The following is a 16,341-nucleotide window of genomic DNA, read 5'->3' as shown; positions in this document are numbered from 1 at the left end:
AGTTTCCTCGGGTTGTCCCGCTCCCTAGGGCAGGTTGCCCACGTGTTACTCACCCGTTCGCCACTGTACTCAGCTCCGAAGAGCCTTTCTCGTTCGACTTGCATGTGTTAAGCACGCCGCCAGCGTTCGTCCTGAGCCAGGATCAAACTCTCCATGAAGAAAATCTGGTCACGAGACCACACGGCCGAAGCCGGCGGGTCGGGACCGGAAGTCCGGAGATGGCCTCCACCCCGAGGGGCGAAGACGATCCGAGCTTTTTGTGCCTCTCCGATCGGTGCGGCTCGCGCCGGACCGCCGGATCGACGGGGTTCGTACTAAACCTGGCCATCGCGACCGATGGGACTCGCGCCCCATGGCCGAAATGCATGCTGTTCAGTTTTCAAGGATCATGGTCGGCCGCGCGGCGGCCAACGGTTCTTGCTGGAGCGAAACCCTTCTTCGCGGCCTCCGGACGTTCAGGAGGCTCCCAACGCGGGCGCATCGCGCGCCTCGCTACGTGGGCGTCTCCGTCAGCGGGAGGTCGAAGAGAAGGGAGAGCAATCGCTTCCTCTGTCCGTGTGCGGGGCAGGTGTGCCCCCCAACCGGTCCGCGGGAGTATAGCGGCGTGGACGGGGTGGTCAAGCGCCCGGCGGAAGTTTCTCGCCGGGGGACCGTCACCGCGTCAGGGGTCGCGGCGCAGACGGGCGAAACGGCGCTTGCCGGCGCGGATCACGCGGCCGTCCAGGGCGTCGGCCTCGAGGTCGAGATCGCGGACCGGGGCGCCGTCGATCTGGACCCCTCCCCCGGCGATCAGGCGACGGGCCTCGCTGCGGGAGGCGACGCCCAGGGCGTCCACCAGGAGGGCCGGCAGGTGCACCGTCCCCGGGGGGATCGCGACGTCGGGCATCTCGTCCGGGGCGCCGCGGTCGCGGACCACCCGGTTGAAGTGCTCCTCCGCGCGGGCGCCCGCGCCGGGACCGTGGAAGCGGTCGGCGATCAGGGCCCCGAGCCGGCGCTTGTCGGCGACGGGCGGGCCCGCGGGCGGCGGGGCGTCCGGGACGAGCAGGCGGTACCACTCGGCCAGCGCCGCGTCGGGGATGCTCATCGTGCGCCCGAACTGCTCCTCGGGCGCGTCGGTGACCCCGATGTGGTTGGCGAGGGACTTGCTCATCTTCTGGACGCCGTCGACCCCGGGGAGGATCGGCATCGTCATGACCACCTGGGGCGCCATGCCGTAGTGCGCCTGGATCTCGCGGGCGAGCATGAAGTTGAAGAGCTGGTCGGTGCCGCCGAGCTCCACGTCGGCCTCCACCATCACCGAGTCGTACGCCTGCATCAGGGGGTAGAGCAGCTCGAGCACGGACACCGGCTGGTCGGCCTGCATCCGCTGGGCGAAGTCGTTGCGGCGCAGGAGCTGGTTGACCGTCGCCGAGCCGGCGAGGCGGAAGACCTCCTGGAGCGCGAGGCCCTCGAACCACTCCCCGTTCGCCCGGATCTCGGTGCGGTCCGGGTCGAGGATGCGGAAGGCCTGCTCGCGGTAGGAGACCGCGTTCGCCTCGATCTGCTCCCCGCTCAGCATGGGGCGGGTGCTCGTGCGGCCGGAGGGGTCGCCGACGCGGGCGGTCCAGTCGCCGATGATCAGGACGGCCAGGTGGCCCGCGTCCTGGAACTCCCGCAGCTTGCCGAGCGCGACGGCGTGCCCGAGGTGGATGTCCGGCGCCGTCGGGTCGACCCCGAACTTGACGCGCAGCGGGCGGCCGAGGGCGAGCTTGCGCTCCAGCTCCCCGGGCGGGACGCAGTCGACCGCGCGGGCCGCGAGCTCGGCGGCGGTGCTCACGTGCGCGGGAACGGTCGCGACAGGTACGGCGAGCCGGGCATCCCGAAGCGCCACGGGCGCTCGGCCGCCTTGGTGATCCCGATGCGCGGGCCGGCGACCGGCGTGACGGGGGCGACGCGGTCGTAGAGCCGCACCCGCCCGTCGGGCGCGACGGCGTCGGCGCCGTCGAGGTGGCGGTCGATCGCGAGCGCCTGGGTGAGGCGACCGGGCCCGGCGCAGAGGAGCCGGTCGTCGACGCTCCGCCGGCGGGCCCGCATGCGGGCGACGCCGTGGACGGGCGCGAGCGCCCGGATGAGGACGGCGGCGCCGCGGCCCTCGGGCTCGCAGACCAGGTTCACGCACCAGTGGAGCCCGTAGCTGCGGTACACGTAGAGCCGCCCGGGCTCGCCGAACATGACGAGCGCCCGGCCCTTCGGCCCGCGGAAGCTGTGCGACGCCGGGTCGTCCTGCTCGTACCGCTCGGTCTCGACGATCAGGCCGCCGACGCCGTCGACCGTGAGCATGCACCCGACCAGGTCCGGGGCGACCTCCGCCACGGAGCGGGCGAAGAAGTCGCGGTCGAGCCGCGCGCCGGCCCGGATCCGCGCGGCCGGGGCGCTCACCACGACGCCACCCGCGCGCGGGCGGCGGCGAGCTGCTCGGTGACGGCGGCGCGGGCGGTCCCGCCGGGCGCCCGCTTCGCCTCGACGGAGGCCTCCGCCGTGAGGGGCGGCATCGCCACGCCGTCGAGGCCGGACGCCGCGAACTCCGCGGGACCGGCCTGCTCCAGCCCGATGCCGGCGTCGATGCAGGCGCGCACCAGCCGGCCGACGGCCTCGTGGGCGCGGCGGAACGGCCAGCCGAGCGTGACGAGGTGGTCGGCCAGGTCGGTCGCCGCCAGGAAGCCGCCCGTCACCGCGGCGCGCATCCGGTCGGCGCGGAAGGTCGCCCCCGCGATCATCCCCGTGAGCGCGGGCAGGAGCAGGTCGACCGTGTCGATCGCGTCGAACAGGTACTCCTTGTCCTCCTGGAGGTCCTTGTTGTACGCGAGGGGCAGGCCGGCGGCGACGCCGAGCAGACCGGCCAGGTCGGCCGTCAGGCGGGGGGCCTTGGCGCGGGCGAGCTCGGCGGCGTCCGGGTTCTTCTTCTGGGGGAGCATCGACGAGCCGGAGGTGAACGCGTCGTCGAGCTCGACGAAGCCGGTCTCGTCGGAAGCCCACGCCACGATCTCGGCGCCGAGGCGCGACAGGTGCACCCCGAGCTGCGCGGCGAAGTGGAGGTAGTCGATCAACGCGTCGCGGCTGCCGACCGCGTCGAGGCTGTTCGGCGACGGGCCGGCGGTGAAGCCGAGCTCGGCGGCGGTCGCGTCGCGGTCGATCGGGAAGCCGACGCCCGAGAGGGCGCCCGAGCCGAGGGGGCTCGTCCGCGTGGCCGCGATCGCGTGACCCAGGCGGGTGCGGTCGCGGTCGAGCATCCAGACGTACGCGAGCAGGTGGTGGGCGAGCCGCACCGGCTGGGCGCGCTGGCTGTGGGTGTACCCCGGCAGCAGCGTGTCGACGTGGGCCTCCGCCTGCGCGAGCAGGGCGTCCGCCAGCGCCCGGAGTCCCGCGACCTGGGCCTCGGCGGCCTCGCGCAGGTGCAGCAGCGTGTCGGTGATGACCTGGTCGTTGCGGCTCCGCGCCGTGTGGAGGCGGCGTCCCGCGTCGCCGGCGAGCTCCGTCAGGCGGCGCTCCACGGCGGTGTGGATGTCCTCGTCCCCCGGCGCGAACGCGAACTCCCCGGAGGCGAGCTCCTCGGCGATGCGGGCGAGGCCCGCGTCGATCGCGGCGGCGTCGGCGGCGGGGATGATCCCCTGGGCGCCGAGCATGCGGGCGTGGGCCCGCGACGCGCGGACGTCCTGCGGCCACATCCGGCGGTCGACCGCCAGCGAGGAGTTGAGCCGGTCGAAGGCGTCGGCCGGCCCCTCCGCGAAGCGCCCGCCCCAGAGGCGCCCGCCCGAGCTCATGCCCCGGCCCGGGCTCCTGCCCCGGCGGCCCCGGCGCGGCGTCCGCGGATGACCGCGTCGAGCCCCGCGCAGACCCGGTCGACCTGCTCCTCGGTCATCTCCGGGAAGAACGGCAGCGCGATCGTCGAGGCGCTGATCGCCTCCGTGACCGGGAACTCGCCGGGCCGGTGGCCGTGGTCGTCCTGGTAGTAGGGCTGCAGGTGGATGCACGGCAGGTACGGCTTGGCGGAGATGCCGAGCGCGTCGAGCTCGCCGATCACCTCGTCGCGGACGAGGTCCGGGTCGAGGCGGGGCGCGTAGACGAACCACGAGCGCTGCTGCGGGCCCTCGTACATCGGGGTGACGCCGTCGATGCCCGCCATCCGCGACTGGTACCAGCCGGCCACGCGGGCACGCGCGGCGAGCATGTCGTCGAGGCGCTCGAGCTGCGCGACGCCGATCGCGCTGTGCACGTCGGACAGCCGGTAGTTGAAGCCGAGGCGGGAGTGGACGAGCCACGCGCCGTCGTCGGAGCGCCCCTGGTTGCGCAGGCTGCCGAGCACCCGGGCGAGCTCGTCGTCGTCGGTCAGCACGACGCCGCCCTCGGCGGTCGTGAGCTGCTTGTTGGCGTAGAAGCCGTAGACCGCCGGGTGGCCGAAGGTCCCGAGCTTGCGCCCGTCGTACGCCCCGTCGATCGACTGGCACGCGTCCTCGACGAGCTTCAGCCCGTGGCGCCGTGCGATGTCGACGAGGGCCGGGACCTCGGCGGGGTAGCCGAAGATGTCGACGATCATGATCGCCTTCGTGCGGGGCGTGATCGCGGCCTCGACGGCGGCGGGGTCCATGTCGAACGTGAGCGGGTCGACCTCCGCGAAGACCGGGGTCGCGCCCGTGAACACGATCGCGTTGGCCGAGGCGACGAACGAGAACGACGACGTGATGACCTCGTCGCCCGGCCCGAGGCCCATCGCGTGCAGGCACAGGTGCAGGCCGGCCGTGCCGCTCGAGACCGCGACGGCGTGCCTCACCCCGATGCGCTCCGCCCACATGCGCTCGAATCGGGGGACCATCGGGCCGAGGGACAGCATCCCCGACCGCAGCACCTCATCGACCAGCTCGCGCTCGCGGTCGCCGATGACCGGCTTCGCGAGCGGGATGCGCTCCAGGTCCCCGCTCAACCGGCGGCCGTCGCCCGCGCGCGCGCGATCCGCCGCACCCCGTGCTCCAGGCTGTCGAGCAGGGCCTCCCACGACGCCTCGATGACGTTCTCGCTCACCCCGATCGCCCCCCATGTGTCGTGGCCGTCGCTCGAGTCGAGGAGGACGCGCGTGACCGCGCCGGTCCCCTTGGTCTCGTCGAGGATGCGGACCTTGAAGTTGACGAGGTGGATGTCGCGCAGCTCCGGCACCCGCGGCTCCAGGGCGATGCGGAGGGCCGCGTCGAGCGCGTTGACGGGGCCGTTGCCCTCGGCGGTCGCCACCAGGCGCTCGCCGTCGTGGGCGATCTTGACCGTCGCCTCCGTCTCGACCCGGCCGTCGGCGCGCTTCTCGGTGATGACGCGGAAGCTCTCCAGCACGAACAGCGGCTCGTAGACGCCGGTCTCGCGCTCGAGCATCAGCTCGAACGAGCCGTCGGCGACCTCGAAGTGGTAGCCCTGGTGCTCGAGGTCCTTCAGCCGGGCGAGGATCCCGGGGATGCGGCCCGGGTCCTCCTCGACGTCGATCCCCAGCTCGCGCGCCTTCGCCACGATCGTGCCGCGGCCCGACAGCTCGGAGACCAGGACGCGCCGGGCGTTGCCGACCGTCGCGGGGTCGATGTGCTCGTAGCTGCGGGCGTCGGCGTTCATGCCCTGCTGGTGCATGCCGCCCTTGTGGGCGAAGGCGTTGAGGCCGACGTACGGCGCCCAGTTGTCGGGCTGCAGGTTCGCCGTCTCCGCCACGAAGTTGCTGAGCGCCGTCAGCTCGGCGAGGCGCTCGGGCTCCAGCACCTCGTACCCCATCTTCACCGCGAGCGACGGGATGATCGAGACCAGGTTCGCGTTGCCGCAGCGCTCGCCGTAGCCGTTGATGGTGCCCTGCACGAGGCGGGCGCCCGCGTCGACCGCCGCGAGGCTGTTCGCGACCGCGCACTCCGCGTCGTTGTGGGTGTGGATGCCGAGCGCGGCGCCGGGCAGCGCCGCCCGCACGTCGTGCATGACCGCGGCGACGCGGGTCGGCAGCGTCGCGCCGTTCGTGTCGCACGGGGTGATCCACGCGGCCCCGCCGGCCTCGGCCGCCCGCAGGCAGTCGAGGGCGTAGTCGGGGTGGGCGCCGTACGCGTCGAAGAAGTGCTCCGCGTCGTAGACGACCTCCTTGCCCTGCGCCACGAGGAAGGCGACGGACTCCTCGATCATCCGCAGGTTCTCCTCGCGGGAGACGCGGGTGACCTTCTCGATGTGGAGGTCCCAGGTCTTGCCGACGATCGTGATGACCGGGGCGAAGCTCTCGGCCAGGCCGCGCATCGCCGGGTCGTCGGACGCCGCGGTGTTGCGGCGCCGGGTCATCCCGAACGCCGCGAGCCGCGTCGCGCCGAGGTCCTCGCGCTCCAGCAGGTTGAACAGCTCGCCGTACTTGGGGTTGCTGGCCGGGAAGCCGGCCTCCAGGTACTCGACGCCGAACTCGGCCAGCCGGACCGCCACCTGCAGCTGCTCGCCCACCGACAGGCTGAGGCCCTCGCGCTGCATGCCGTCGCGCAGGGTCGTGTCGTAGATGTGGACGCGCGCGGTCACGTCGGTCAGGCGGTCCGCGCCGGGGTGCCGACGTAGTCGAGCCAGCCGGCGGAGCGCGGGTCGCGCCCCTCGGTGGCCGCGAAGAACCGCGCCTGCAGGCGCTGGGTGATCGGGCCGACGCCGAGCGGGTGGTCGTCGACCTCGTTCACCGGGCAGACCTCGGCGGCGGTGCCCGTGATGAACACCTCGTCGGCGGTGTAGAGCTCGGCGCGCGCGACCTCGCGCTCCAGGACCGGGATGCCCTCGTCCCCGGCGAGCGAGATGATGCTGGCGCGGGTGATCCCCTCGAGGATCGACGCCTGGACGGGGGGCGTGATCAGGACGCCGTCGCGGACGAGGAACAGGTTCTCGCCGGACCCGTCGGCGACGTAGCCGGCCTCGTTCAGGAGGATCGCCTCCTGGTAGCCGGCCTTGTGCGTCTCGATCTTCGCGAGGATCGAGTTGAGGTACTGGCCGCCGGCCTTCGCCGTCGCCGGGATCGTGGTCGACCCGATGCGCCGCCAGCTCGAGATCTTCGCGCGGATGCCGTCGCGGAGGCCGTCCTCGCCGAGGTACGCGCCCCACGGCCACGCGGCGACGGCCACGTCGACGGGGGCCTCCAGCGGGAACAGCCCCATCGTGCCGTACCCCCGGAGGACGATCGGCCGGATGTAGCAGCCGCCGAGGTTGTTCGAGGAGATGACCTGGTGCACGGCGGTGCGCATCTCGTCGCGCGTGTACGGCATCGGCATGTGGTACATCGCCGCGGAGCGCTCGAGCCGGGCCAGGTGGTCGTCGAGGCGGAAGACGGCGGTGCCCTCGTCGGCGTCGTACGACCGGATGCCCTCGAACACGGTGGTCCCGTAGTGCAGGCCGTGCGACAGCACGTGGACGCGCGCGTCCGGCCAGTCGACCAGCTCGCCGTTCATCCAGATCTTCTCGGCTTCCTGCATCCCCGGTCCTTTGCGACGGCGGCGCGGATCCCCCCGTGGGAACCGGCCGATCGGTAGAGGTTACCGGGCGGGTCCAGGGGGCGGAGCCACCGGGCGGGGCCGGTTCCCCGCCGGCCCGTGGCCGCGGCGGTAGACCATGATCGTGCGCGAGAACGTGATCACCACGACGCCGTCCTGGTTGGAGCCCGTGGTGCGGACCGTGACGATGCCGACGCCGGGACGCGAGCGGGACGCGCGGACGGCGGTGACCTCGCTCTCGGAGTAGATCGTGTCGCCCTCGAAGACGGGGGCGGGCAGGCGCACCTCGTCCCAGCCGAGGTTGGCGAGGACGTTCTGGGAGACGTCGGACACGCTCTGCCCCGTCACCAGGGCGAGCGTGAACGTCGAGTCGACCAGCGGCCGGCCGAACTCCGTGCCCGCCGCGTAGTGCGCGTCGAAGTGGATCGGCGCGGTGTTCTGGGTCAGCAGCGTGAACCAGGAGTTGTCGACCGGCAGGACGGTGCGGCCGAGGCGGTGGACGTAGACGTCACCGACGGAGAAGTCCTCGAAGAACCGCCCCTCCCACCCCGGCACCTCGGCCACGGCTAGGCGAGCGCGGCGAGGATCAGGTCGCCGATCTCCCGCGTGCCGAGCGCGCCGCCGAGGTCGGGCGGGCGGTGGCCGGCGGCGAGCACCGCGTCCACGGCCGCGTCGAGGCGGTCCGCGGCCTCGGGCGCGCCGAGGGAGTAGCGCAGCATCATCGCCGCGGAGAGCACCGTGGCGATCGGGTTGGCGACGCCCCTCCCCGCGATGTCCGGCGCGGAGCCGTGGACCGGCTCGTACATCCCGAGGGTGCCGGGGCCGAGGCTCGCCGACGGGAGCATCCCGATGGAGCCGGTGATCATGGCGGCCTCGTCGGAGAGGATGTCGCCGAACAGGTTCTCGGTGACGATCACGTCGAAGTCGGCGGGGCGGCTGACGAGCTGCATCGCCGCGTTGTCGACGAGCATGTGCTCCAGCTCGATGTCGGGGTGGCCGGCGGCGACGCCGATCACGACCTCCCGCCACAGGCGCGACGTCTCGAGGACGTTGGCCTTGTCGACCGAGGTCACCTTGCCGCGGCGCCCGGCGGCGGCGCGGAAGCCCCACTCGGCGAGCCGCGACACCTCCTCGGTGGTGTAGACGCACGTGTCGAAGGCGCGCTCCGGCTCGCGGCCGCGCTCGCCGAAGTAGAGGCCGCCGGTCAGCTCGCGCACGACGAGCAGGTCGGTGCCCTCGATGCGCTCGCGGCGCAGCGGGCTCGCCTCGTAGAGCGCCGGCCACGGCCGCACGGGCCGCAGGTTCGCGTAGAGGCCGAGGCCGGACCGCAGGCCGAGCAGCCCCTGCTCGGGGCGGGGCTTGTCGGGGTCCGTGGTGTCCCACTTCGGGCCGCCGACCGCGCCGAGCATGACGGCGGTGGAGCCGGAGCAGGCCTCGAGGACGTCGTCGGTGAGCGCCGTGCCGTGGGCGTCGATCGACACCCCGCCGACGAGGTGCTCGTGCCAGTCGATGGTCAGCCCGTGCTGGGGGGCGACCGCGTCCACGATCCGGCGGGCCTCCCCGATGACCTCCGGGCCGATCCCGTCACCCGGCAACAGCGCTACGGACACCTCTGGCACGAAACGACCCCTCTCGGCGGAGACCCGGACGGCGAGGGAGAGTAACGCGCCGTCCGGCGCCCGTGGCCACCCGCGCCGGACGACGTCCTCAGGCGGCCCCGCCGTCGGCCTGCGCGACCCGGTCGCGGCCCGCCTTCGCCGCGTAGAGGGCGAGGTCGGCGCTGCCGACCAGGTCGGCCGGTGACGATCCCGCCCGGAGCTCGCCGACGCCGGCCGAGATGGTGACGCGGCCGACGCCGGGGAACCCCTCGCGGCGGACGGCGTGGACGGCGCGCTCCGCCGCGGCCCCGGCCTCGGCGGCGCCGGTCTCGGGGATGATCCAGGCGAACTCCTCGCCGCCCACGCGGGCGAGGAGGTCCTCCCCGCGCGCGAGGTCGCGGAGGCGGCGGGCGACCGCCGCGAGGACACGGTCGCCGGCGGGATGTCCGTGCGCGTCGTTGACGGCCTTGAAGTGGTCGATGTCGATCGCCACGAGGCTGAGGGGCCGGCCGTGGCGGACGGCGCGGCCGACCTCCTGGTCGAGGCGCTCGCGGAAGGCGCGCAGGTTGGCGAGACCGGTCAGGTCGTCCGTCGTCGCGAGCCCGACCAGCCGCTCGCGCGCCTCGGCCCCGCTGACGGCGAGCGCCACGAGGTCGGCGAAGCGCTCCAGCCGCGTCGTCGCGGCGTCGTCGAACCCGTCCCTGCCCGCGGCGGCGACCGTCACCGCCCCCCAGAGCCGCCCCTCCACCTGCACGGGGCACGCGGCGCCGCAGCGGTAGGGGACGTCGTCCCCGCCGTCCAGCCCCTCGTACCCGGTGACGCGGGCGGGACGCCGCTCCCGCAGCGCCCGGGCGACCGCGGTGGGCGCGTCCAGCGGCACGAGGCTGCCGAGCGGCGGCCGGAGCAGGTCGGCGAACGACCACGTCCCGACAACCCGGACGGTCCCCTCGGGGTCGCAGCGGACCACCCCGGCCGCCTCGGCGTCGAGCACCCGGGCCGCCTCCCGCGCGACGGTCGCGAAGACGGCCCCCGGAGCCGCGCCCGAGGCCACGAGGGTCGCGACGCGCGTGAGGGCGGCGTGCTGGGCGGCGTCGGCGCGCAGGGCCTGCTCCGCCGTCCGCCGCTCCGTGACGTCCATGAACGTGCTCAGGACCATCCGGCCGCCCTCGTCGCCCCCGGGGAGCGTGTCGGTGCCGACCGAGATCCAGCGCAGACGTCCGTCGGCGCGGTGGACCCCCATGATCACGTCGCGGAGGGGGCGGCCGCTCCGGAGGGTGCGGGCCGCCGGGTGCTCCTCTGCGGGGAAGGGTGTGCCGTCCTCGCGCACGGCCCTCCACCGGGGATCGCGCGGGGTCCGTCCCATCATCTGGCCGGCCGTCAGCCCGAGGATCCGCTCGGCGGCGGGGTTGCAGGCGACGATCGCGCCGTCGGCGGCGTGCAGGACGACCCCCTCGGCCATGCCCTCCACGAGGGCGCGGAGCCGCTCCTCCGACCGGCGGGCGCCCCCGCCGCATCGTCCCGCTCCGCCGCGAGCGCCCGGCGGTCGAGCTCGGCCGTCGCGGCGGCCGCGAGGTCCTCGAGGACGGACAGGTCGTCCGGGCCCCAGTCCCGCGGCGTCGTGTCGGCGACGCAGAGGGACCCGGCGCACCCGCCCCCGGCGAACAGGGGGACGCCCGCGAACGCGACGAGCCCCGACCCCGCCGCACCGGCGTCCGGCACCGCCGGCGGATCCTCCCGGACGTCCGTGACGAGGACCGGCGTCCGCGTCTCGACGACCCGGTGGCAGAGCGCGGGAGCGATCCCGTCGTCGGGGGGCGCACCCGCCGGGGGGACCACCACGTGCGGCCCGCCGACCAGGTCCACGCGGGCGGAGGGGCACCCGAGGGTGCGCATGGCGAGGCGCACGAGCGCGTCGAGCGATCCGGGGCGGGTGACGGCCGTCTCGGCGTCCGGGAGCCCGGCCGCGTGGATGTGGGTCAGTGGTGGACCGTCCTGGAGGGTGCCGGCCAGCCGGGCACGCTACCCGCGCGGATGGGATGGGGCCAGGACGACCGCCCGGCACCGGGGGAGACGTTCATGAATCGGTCAGGTTCGCGGGCGGGGGTCAGTCGCCCCACCATCCGATCTGCATCTCCGACCCCGCGTGGGGGTCGTCCATCGGGGGGGCGCCGACGGCGATGTAGGCGAGGCCGTCGGGGCCGGCCTCGAAGCACCGCCACGTCGGGCCCGGCACCCGCAGGGCGTCCCACGTGCGCAGCTCGACGACCTCGTCGCCGAGCTTCGCGCGGCCGCCACCCTCGACCACCACGTACACCTCCTCCTGGGAGGTGTGGCGGTGGCCGAAGGGCTGGCGCACGCCGGGCTGCATCCGCTGGTAGCTCACGGCCGAGTCCCGCAGGCCGAGGGCCCCGGTCGCGAAGCGGCCCTCGACGCCCTCCATGCCGGACTCCGCCGCCATGTCCCGGACGTCGCCGCGCAGGTTCAGGTGGGTGAAGTCGGCCATGGGGGGCGCCTCCGGGTCCGTCAGGCGAAGGGGGTGGTGACCGGCCCCTCCCGCTCACGCTCCGACTCGTACGCCGTGATCTCGTCGGCGTGGGTCAGCGTGATGGCGATGTCGTCCCACCCGTTGAGCAGGCGCTCGCGGGTGACCGGGTCGATCTCGAACGGGAACTCGCTGCCGTCGGGCGCCGTGACGACCTGGCGCTCCAGGTCGACCGTGGCGCGGGCGCCCGGCTCCCCTTGCGCCTGCGCGATGAGGGCGTGCACCTGCTCCTCCGTGAGCTGCACGGGCAGGAGCCCGATCTTCGTGCAGTTGGTGCGGAAGATGTCCGCGAAGCTCGGCGCGATGACGGCGCGGAACCCGTGGTCCTCGAGGGCCCACGGCGCGTGCTCGCGGGACGACCCGCAGCCGAAGTTGCGACCGGCGACGAGGATCGGCGCGCCCGCGTAGGCGGGCTGCTCGAGCGGGAAGCCCTCCTCGCCCCGCCAGTCCCAGAAGAGGAACTCGCCGAAGCCGGTGCGCTCGATGCGCTTCAGGAACTGCTTCGGGATGATCTGGTCGGTGTCGACGTCCGCCCGGTCCAGCGGGCAGACGACGCCCTCCACCTTCGTGAACGCGTCCATCAGGCCACCGCCTCCACCGCGTCGGGGTCGAATGCGCGGACGTCCACCAGGTGCCCGGCGATCGCCGCGGCGGCCGCCATCGGGGGGCTGACGAGGTGCGTGCGGCCACCCTTGCCCTGGCGCCCCTCGAAGTTGCGGTTGCTCGTCGAGGCGCACCGCTCGCCCGGCTGCAGGACGTCGTCGTTCATGGCGAGGCACATCGAGCAGCCCGCGTCGCGCCACTCGAAGCCCGCGGCGCGGAACACCTCGTCGAGCCCCTCCGCCTCGGCCTCGGCCTTCACCTGCATCGAGCCGGGGACGACCATGGCGCGGACGCTGTCCGCGACCCTCCGGCCGCGGACCACCTCGGCGGCGGCGCGCAGGTCGGGGAGGCGGCCGTTGGTGCACGAGCCGATGAAGACGGTGTCGACCGCGATGTCCTCGATCGCCTCGCCGCCCTGCAGGCCCATGTACTCGAGCGCGCGGCGGACGCCGTCGCGGTCGGAGGCGTCCTCGTAGTCCTCGGGGACCGGGACGCGGCCGGTGACCGGCGCGACCATCCCCGGGGTGGTGCCCCACGTGACCTGCGGCGCCAGGGCCGCGGCGTCGACGTGGATCTCGGTGTCGAAGCGGGCGTCCCAGTCGGTCGGCAGCTCCCGCCAGCGCTCGACGGCGGCGGCGTAGTCGCGGGGGGCGCCGGGGCGGCCCTCGAGCCACGCGAACGTGGTCTCGTCGGGGGCGATCATGCCGGCGCGGCCGCCGCCCTCGATGGACATGTTGCAGACGGTCATGCGCCCCTCCATCGAGAGCGCGCGGATCGCCGACCCGGCGTACTCGATGACGTGGCCCTGCGCGCCCGCGACGCCGATCTGGCCGATCGTGCCGAGGATCAGGTCCTTCGCGCCGACGCCGAGCCCGACGTCGCCGTCGATGTTGATGCGCATCGTCCGCGGCGGGCCCTGGGTCAGGGTCTGCGTGGCGAGGACGTGCTCGACCTCGCTGGTGCCGATGCCGAACGCCAGCGCCCCGAATGCGCCGTGCGTCGAGGTGTGGCTGTCGCCGCACACGATCGTCATGCCGGGCTGGGTGACCCCGAGCTCCGGGCCGATGATGTGGACGATGCCCTGCCGCGAGCTGCGGAGGGAGAAGAGCGGGATGCCGAACTCGGCGGCGTTGCGCTCCAGCGCCTCGATCTGCGCCTTCGAGAGCGGGTCGGCGATGCCGGCCTCGCGCCCGATGGTCGGGACGTTGTGGTCGACCGTCGCCAGGGTCCGGTCGGGACGGCGCACCCGGCGCCCGGCGAGGCGGAGCCCGTCGAACGCCTGGGGCGAGGTGACCTCGTGCACGAGGTGGAGGTCGACGAACAGGATCGCGGGGCCCGACGCGTCGGCGGCCCTCACGACGTGGTCGTCCCACACCTTCTGGAACAGCGTCCTACCCGCCATCAGACTCCTCCCGCGGCGACGCGCTCGCCGTGCTCGGCGTGCCGGCTCGCGTTGACCGCACGTACGTAGGCGATGGCGCTCGCCTCCAGGACATCGGTCGAGACCGACTGGCCGGCGAACCTGCGCCCGCCGATCTCGCACACCACACGCGCCTCGCCCAGCGCGTCCCTGCCGCTCGTCACCGCCGACACGTTGTACTCCAGCAGCACGCCGGAGGTCCCGGCGGCCGCGTCGATCGCCTTCATCAGCGCGTCCACGGGGCCGTCGCCGTCGGCCTCGGCCTCGCGGCGCGCGCCCTCGGCGTCGGTGACCACCACGCGGGCGTGGGGGGTCTCCCCCGTCGCGCCGGCGAAGTGGAGCTCCTCCAGGTGGAAGCCCGCGTCGGAGCTCTCGACGCTCATCTCGTCGCCGACGATCGCCTCGAGGTCGGCCGCCGAGATGCGGCCCTTGCGGTCCGCGAGCGTCTTGAACCGCGCGAAGGCCTGGTCGAGCTCGTCCTTGTCGAGCTCGTAGCCCATCTCGACCAGGGCGTTGCGCAGGGCGTGGCGGCCCGAGTGCTTGCCGAGGACGATCTCGCTCTGGGCGAGGCCCACCGAGGTGAAGTCCATGATCTCGTAGGTCAGCGGGTTGCTCAGCACGCCGTGCTGGTGGATGCCCGCCTCGTGCGCGAAGGCGTTGCGGCCCACGATCGCCTTGTTCGGCTGCACGACGTAGCCGGTCATGCGGCTGACCATCTTGCTGGTCCGCGTGATCTCGGTGGTGTTCATGCCGCACCACAGGCCGCCGAGGGCGTCCGCGCGGGTGCGCAGGATCATCGCCAGCTCCTCGATGCTGGCGTTGCCGGCGCGCTCGCCGATGCCGTTGACGCAGCCCTCCACCTGGCGGGCGCCGACCTGGACCCCCGAGAGGGAGTTCGCGACGGCGAGGCCGAGGTCGTCGTGGCAGTGGACCGACAGCACCACGTCGCGGAGCGCCGGGCACCGCTCGTAGAGGTCGAGCAGGAACCGCTGGAACTCGGTGGGCATCGTGTAGCCGACCGTGTCCGGGATGTTGATCGTCGTGGCGCCCTCGGCGATCGCGGCGCCGACGACCTCGGCGACGAACGCGACGTCGGAGCGGGTGGCGTCCTCGCAGGAGAACTCGACGTCGTCCACCATCGTGCGGGCCAGCCGGACGGCCTGCGTCGCGGCCTCGAGCACCTGGGGCCGCGTCATCTTGAGCTTGTACGTCAGGTGGATGTCGCTCGTCGCGATGAAGGTGTGGATGCGCGGCCGGGCGGCGTCGCGGACGGCCTCGCCCGCGGTCGTGACGTCGCGCTCGTTCGCGCGGGCCAGGCCGGCGACGATGACGTCGGGGACCTCCTGCGCGACGGCGCGGACGCCCTCGAAGTCACCGGGCGACGCGATCGGGAAGCCGGCCTCGATCACGTCCACGCCGAGGCGGGCGAGCTGCTGGCCGATCTCCACCTTCTCGCGGGTGTTGAGGGTGATGCCGGGGGCCTGCTCACCGTCCCGGAGGGTGGTGTCGAAGATCAGGACCCGCTTGTCGGGGTCCGGGGGCGCTGCGTGCTGCTCGTCGTGCGCGGTCACGGGAGGATCCTCCTCACGAATGGGCTTCGAGGCGTTGCGTGCCCGGCGCATCCGGGCGTGGGTGTCGGCAAGCTCCCCCTACCGGGGGAGGAGCCCACGAAGCCCCAGGAGGTCGCGCGACGGCAGCAGGGTGTGCGCGGCGTCCATGAGCATGCGGCCAGGATACCGGCGCGGACGGGGCCGGGCAAACGACCGGCGATTGACACCCGACCCACGCGTGCCGGATCCTGGCGACGTGAGCCGGACCTCCCGCGCCATCGCCCTGGCGGTCGCCGCCGGTGCGCTCGTGGCCGCGGCGCCCTCGGCGGCGTCGGCGGCCCTCACCGCGACGGGGGTCTCGCTGGCCGGGCGCCCCGCGTACGAGCAGGTCGTCGTGCCCTTCGCGGGCGGGAGCCTGACCGGCCTGGAGCGCCAGACGGACGCCGTCGACCCCGCCGTCGCGGACGGCCGCGCGGTCGTCCGGGTCAACGGCCGCGGCATCACGGCGCGGCCTGTCACGCGGTCGCGCGCCGGCGTCACCGCCCGGCTGGTGCGGCGCACCGGGTCGATCCTGGTGGTGCTCGACACCCCCATGAGCCGCTTCAAGTTCGTGTCGTACGCGGTGGACGGGTCGCGGACGCGCCTCGTCATCCGCCTCTGGCGGGCGACGGTCGCGCCGGGGGCGCGGATCCTCGACGACGGGTGCCTGCGCCTCACGTCGTGGAGCGGTCACGGCGGCGCGCGGGCCGAGGGACGGGAGCTGCGGCCGCTGTTCGAGCACGCCCTCGTCCTCTCCCTCCGCACCGAGGGCGCGGGCGGGGCGACGGTCGCCGAACGGCCGCTGACCGCGACGGAGGGGACGTTCCTGCCCGACTTCTCCGGCTACGCGACGCCGGGGCGCTGGAGCGGGCGCCTCCGCGTGACGCTCGGGAGCCCCGGGGGGACCCCGCCGGGCCTGCGCGCGATGCTGGAGGCCTGGTCGACGTCGGCGAAGGACGGTTCCCTCGAGTGCCTCGTCCAGACGCCGGTGATCCTGAGGCCGTGACGGCCGGGCGCTGTTAGCCTCGGTCCCGTGCCGCCCCTCCGCTCCATCCCCCGCGACCCCGGCCTCACGCCGTTCCTCTACGGCATG

General features: G+C 74.0%; 15 protein-coding genes and 1 rRNA gene (1 of these 16 running past the window's edge). 1 reads left to right on the top strand and 15 read right to left on the bottom strand.

Annotated elements, in window-relative coordinates; translation table 11 throughout:
- The 15 genes from IU369_RS08265 to IU369_RS08195 all read right to left on the bottom strand — a co-directional run.
- Positions 1 to 158, bottom strand: a 16S ribosomal RNA gene (locus IU369_RS08265); it reaches 1,390 nt to the left of the window's first position.
- Between the two features lie 503 nt (positions 159 to 661).
- A complete protein-coding gene (gene tyrS, locus IU369_RS08260; RefSeq protein ID WP_217924098.1) occupies positions 662 to 1,816 on the bottom strand; it encodes a tyrosine--tRNA ligase in 1,155 nt (384 codons plus the stop codon).
- Complete coding sequence (locus IU369_RS08255; RefSeq protein WP_425516803.1) at positions 1,813 to 2,421, bottom strand: DNA-3-methyladenine glycosylase; 609 nt, start codon at positions 2,419 to 2,421, stop codon at positions 1,813 to 1,815. The genes tyrS and IU369_RS08255 overlap by 4 nt, the downstream gene beginning before the upstream one ends.
- Complete coding sequence (gene argH / locus IU369_RS08250; RefSeq protein ID WP_217924096.1) at positions 2,415 to 3,800, bottom strand: argininosuccinate lyase; 1,386 nt, start codon at positions 3,798 to 3,800, stop codon at positions 2,415 to 2,417. The genes IU369_RS08255 and argH overlap by 7 nt, the downstream gene beginning before the upstream one ends.
- Entirely contained in the window at positions 3,797 to 4,957 is a 1,161-nt protein-coding gene (locus tag IU369_RS08245) for a DegT/DnrJ/EryC1/StrS family aminotransferase (protein WP_217924095.1), read from the bottom strand. The genes argH and IU369_RS08245 overlap by 4 nt, the downstream gene beginning before the upstream one ends.
- Positions 4,954 to 6,546, bottom strand: coding sequence for a citramalate synthase (gene cimA / locus IU369_RS08240; protein ID WP_217924094.1), 1,593 nt, complete (start codon positions 6,544 to 6,546; stop codon positions 4,954 to 4,956). Before cimA ends, IU369_RS08245 begins: the two co-directional genes overlap by 4 nt.
- A 5-nt stretch (positions 6,547 to 6,551) precedes the next feature.
- Positions 6,552 to 7,478 (bottom strand): branched-chain amino acid transaminase, encoded by a 927-nt coding sequence (locus IU369_RS08235; protein WP_217924093.1) that lies wholly within the window; start codon positions 7,476 to 7,478, stop codon positions 6,552 to 6,554.
- Between the two features lie 60 nt (positions 7,479 to 7,538).
- A complete protein-coding gene (locus tag IU369_RS08230) occupies positions 7,539 to 8,060 on the bottom strand; it encodes a MaoC family dehydratase (protein WP_217924092.1) in 522 nt (173 codons plus the stop codon).
- 2 nt (positions 8,061 to 8,062) lie between these two features.
- The gene (gene leuB / locus IU369_RS08225; protein WP_343233209.1) at positions 8,063 to 9,115 is read right to left on the bottom strand and encodes a 3-isopropylmalate dehydrogenase; all 1,053 of its coding nucleotides are present in this window, start codon (positions 9,113 to 9,115) and stop codon (positions 8,063 to 8,065) included.
- Positions 9,116 to 9,203: 88 nt separating this feature from the next.
- Positions 9,204 to 10,553: a sensor domain-containing diguanylate cyclase gene (locus IU369_RS08220; RefSeq protein ID WP_217924090.1), complete on the bottom strand. Its 1,350-nt coding sequence runs from the start codon at positions 10,551 to 10,553 to the stop codon at positions 9,204 to 9,206.
- A complete protein-coding gene (locus IU369_RS08215; protein ID WP_281426218.1) occupies positions 10,472 to 10,999 on the bottom strand; it encodes a GAF domain-containing protein in 528 nt (175 codons plus the stop codon). The genes IU369_RS08220 and IU369_RS08215 overlap by 82 nt, the downstream gene beginning before the upstream one ends.
- Positions 11,000 to 11,198: 199 nt before the next feature.
- Positions 11,199 to 11,597, bottom strand: coding sequence for a cupin domain-containing protein (locus IU369_RS08210; protein WP_217924088.1), 399 nt, complete (start codon positions 11,595 to 11,597; stop codon positions 11,199 to 11,201).
- Between the two features lie 20 nt (positions 11,598 to 11,617).
- A complete protein-coding gene (leuD, locus tag IU369_RS08205; RefSeq protein WP_217924087.1) occupies positions 11,618 to 12,217 on the bottom strand; it encodes a 3-isopropylmalate dehydratase small subunit in 600 nt (199 codons plus the stop codon).
- Positions 12,217 to 13,641, bottom strand: a complete 1,425-nt coding sequence (gene leuC / locus IU369_RS08200; protein WP_217924086.1) for a 3-isopropylmalate dehydratase large subunit — start codon at positions 13,639 to 13,641, stop codon at positions 12,217 to 12,219. Before leuC ends, leuD begins: the two co-directional genes overlap by 1 nt.
- Entirely contained in the window at positions 13,641 to 15,230 is a 1,590-nt protein-coding gene (locus IU369_RS08195; RefSeq protein ID WP_217924085.1) for a 2-isopropylmalate synthase, read from the bottom strand. The genes leuC and IU369_RS08195 overlap by 1 nt, the downstream gene beginning before the upstream one ends.
- Before the next feature lie 235 nt (positions 15,231 to 15,465).
- Between IU369_RS08195 and IU369_RS08190 the strand changes: the two genes are divergently transcribed.
- The gene (locus IU369_RS08190) at positions 15,466 to 16,254 is read left to right on the top strand and encodes a hypothetical protein (protein WP_217924084.1); all 789 of its coding nucleotides are present in this window, start codon (positions 15,466 to 15,468) and stop codon (positions 16,252 to 16,254) included.
- The last annotated feature ends 87 nt before the right edge of the window (positions 16,255 to 16,341 follow it).

The organism is Miltoncostaea oceani (genome assembly GCF_018141545.1).
GTDB classification, from domain to species: Bacteria; Actinomycetota; Thermoleophilia; order Miltoncostaeales; family Miltoncostaeaceae; genus Miltoncostaea; species Miltoncostaea oceani.
The sequence above is the reverse complement of the archived record's forward strand: the minus strand, read 5'-3'. Positions and strand labels throughout refer to the sequence as shown.

What these genes read in the sequence shown, in the direction of transcription:
- IU369_RS08210 (WP_217924088.1), bottom strand. Translation starts at nt 11,597, where the DNA reads ATGGCCGACTTCACCCACCTGAACCTGCGCGGCGACGTCCGGGACATG.
- leuC (WP_217924086.1), bottom strand. Translation starts at nt 13,641, where the DNA reads ATGGCGGGTAGGACGCTGTTCCAGAAGGTGTGGGACGACCACGTCGTG.
- leuD (WP_217924087.1), bottom strand. Translation starts at nt 12,217, where the DNA reads ATGGACGCGTTCACGAAGGTGGAGGGCGTCGTCTGCCCGCTGGACCGG.
- IU369_RS08220 (WP_217924090.1), bottom strand. Translation starts at nt 10,553, where the DNA reads ATGGCCGAGGGGGTCGTCCTGCACGCCGCCGACGGCGCGATCGTCGCC.
- IU369_RS08235 (WP_217924093.1), bottom strand. Translation starts at nt 7,478, where the DNA reads ATGCAGGAAGCCGAGAAGATCTGGATGAACGGCGAGCTGGTCGACTGG.
- argH (WP_217924096.1), bottom strand. Translation starts at nt 3,800, where the DNA reads ATGAGCTCGGGCGGGCGCCTCTGGGGCGGGCGCTTCGCGGAGGGGCCG.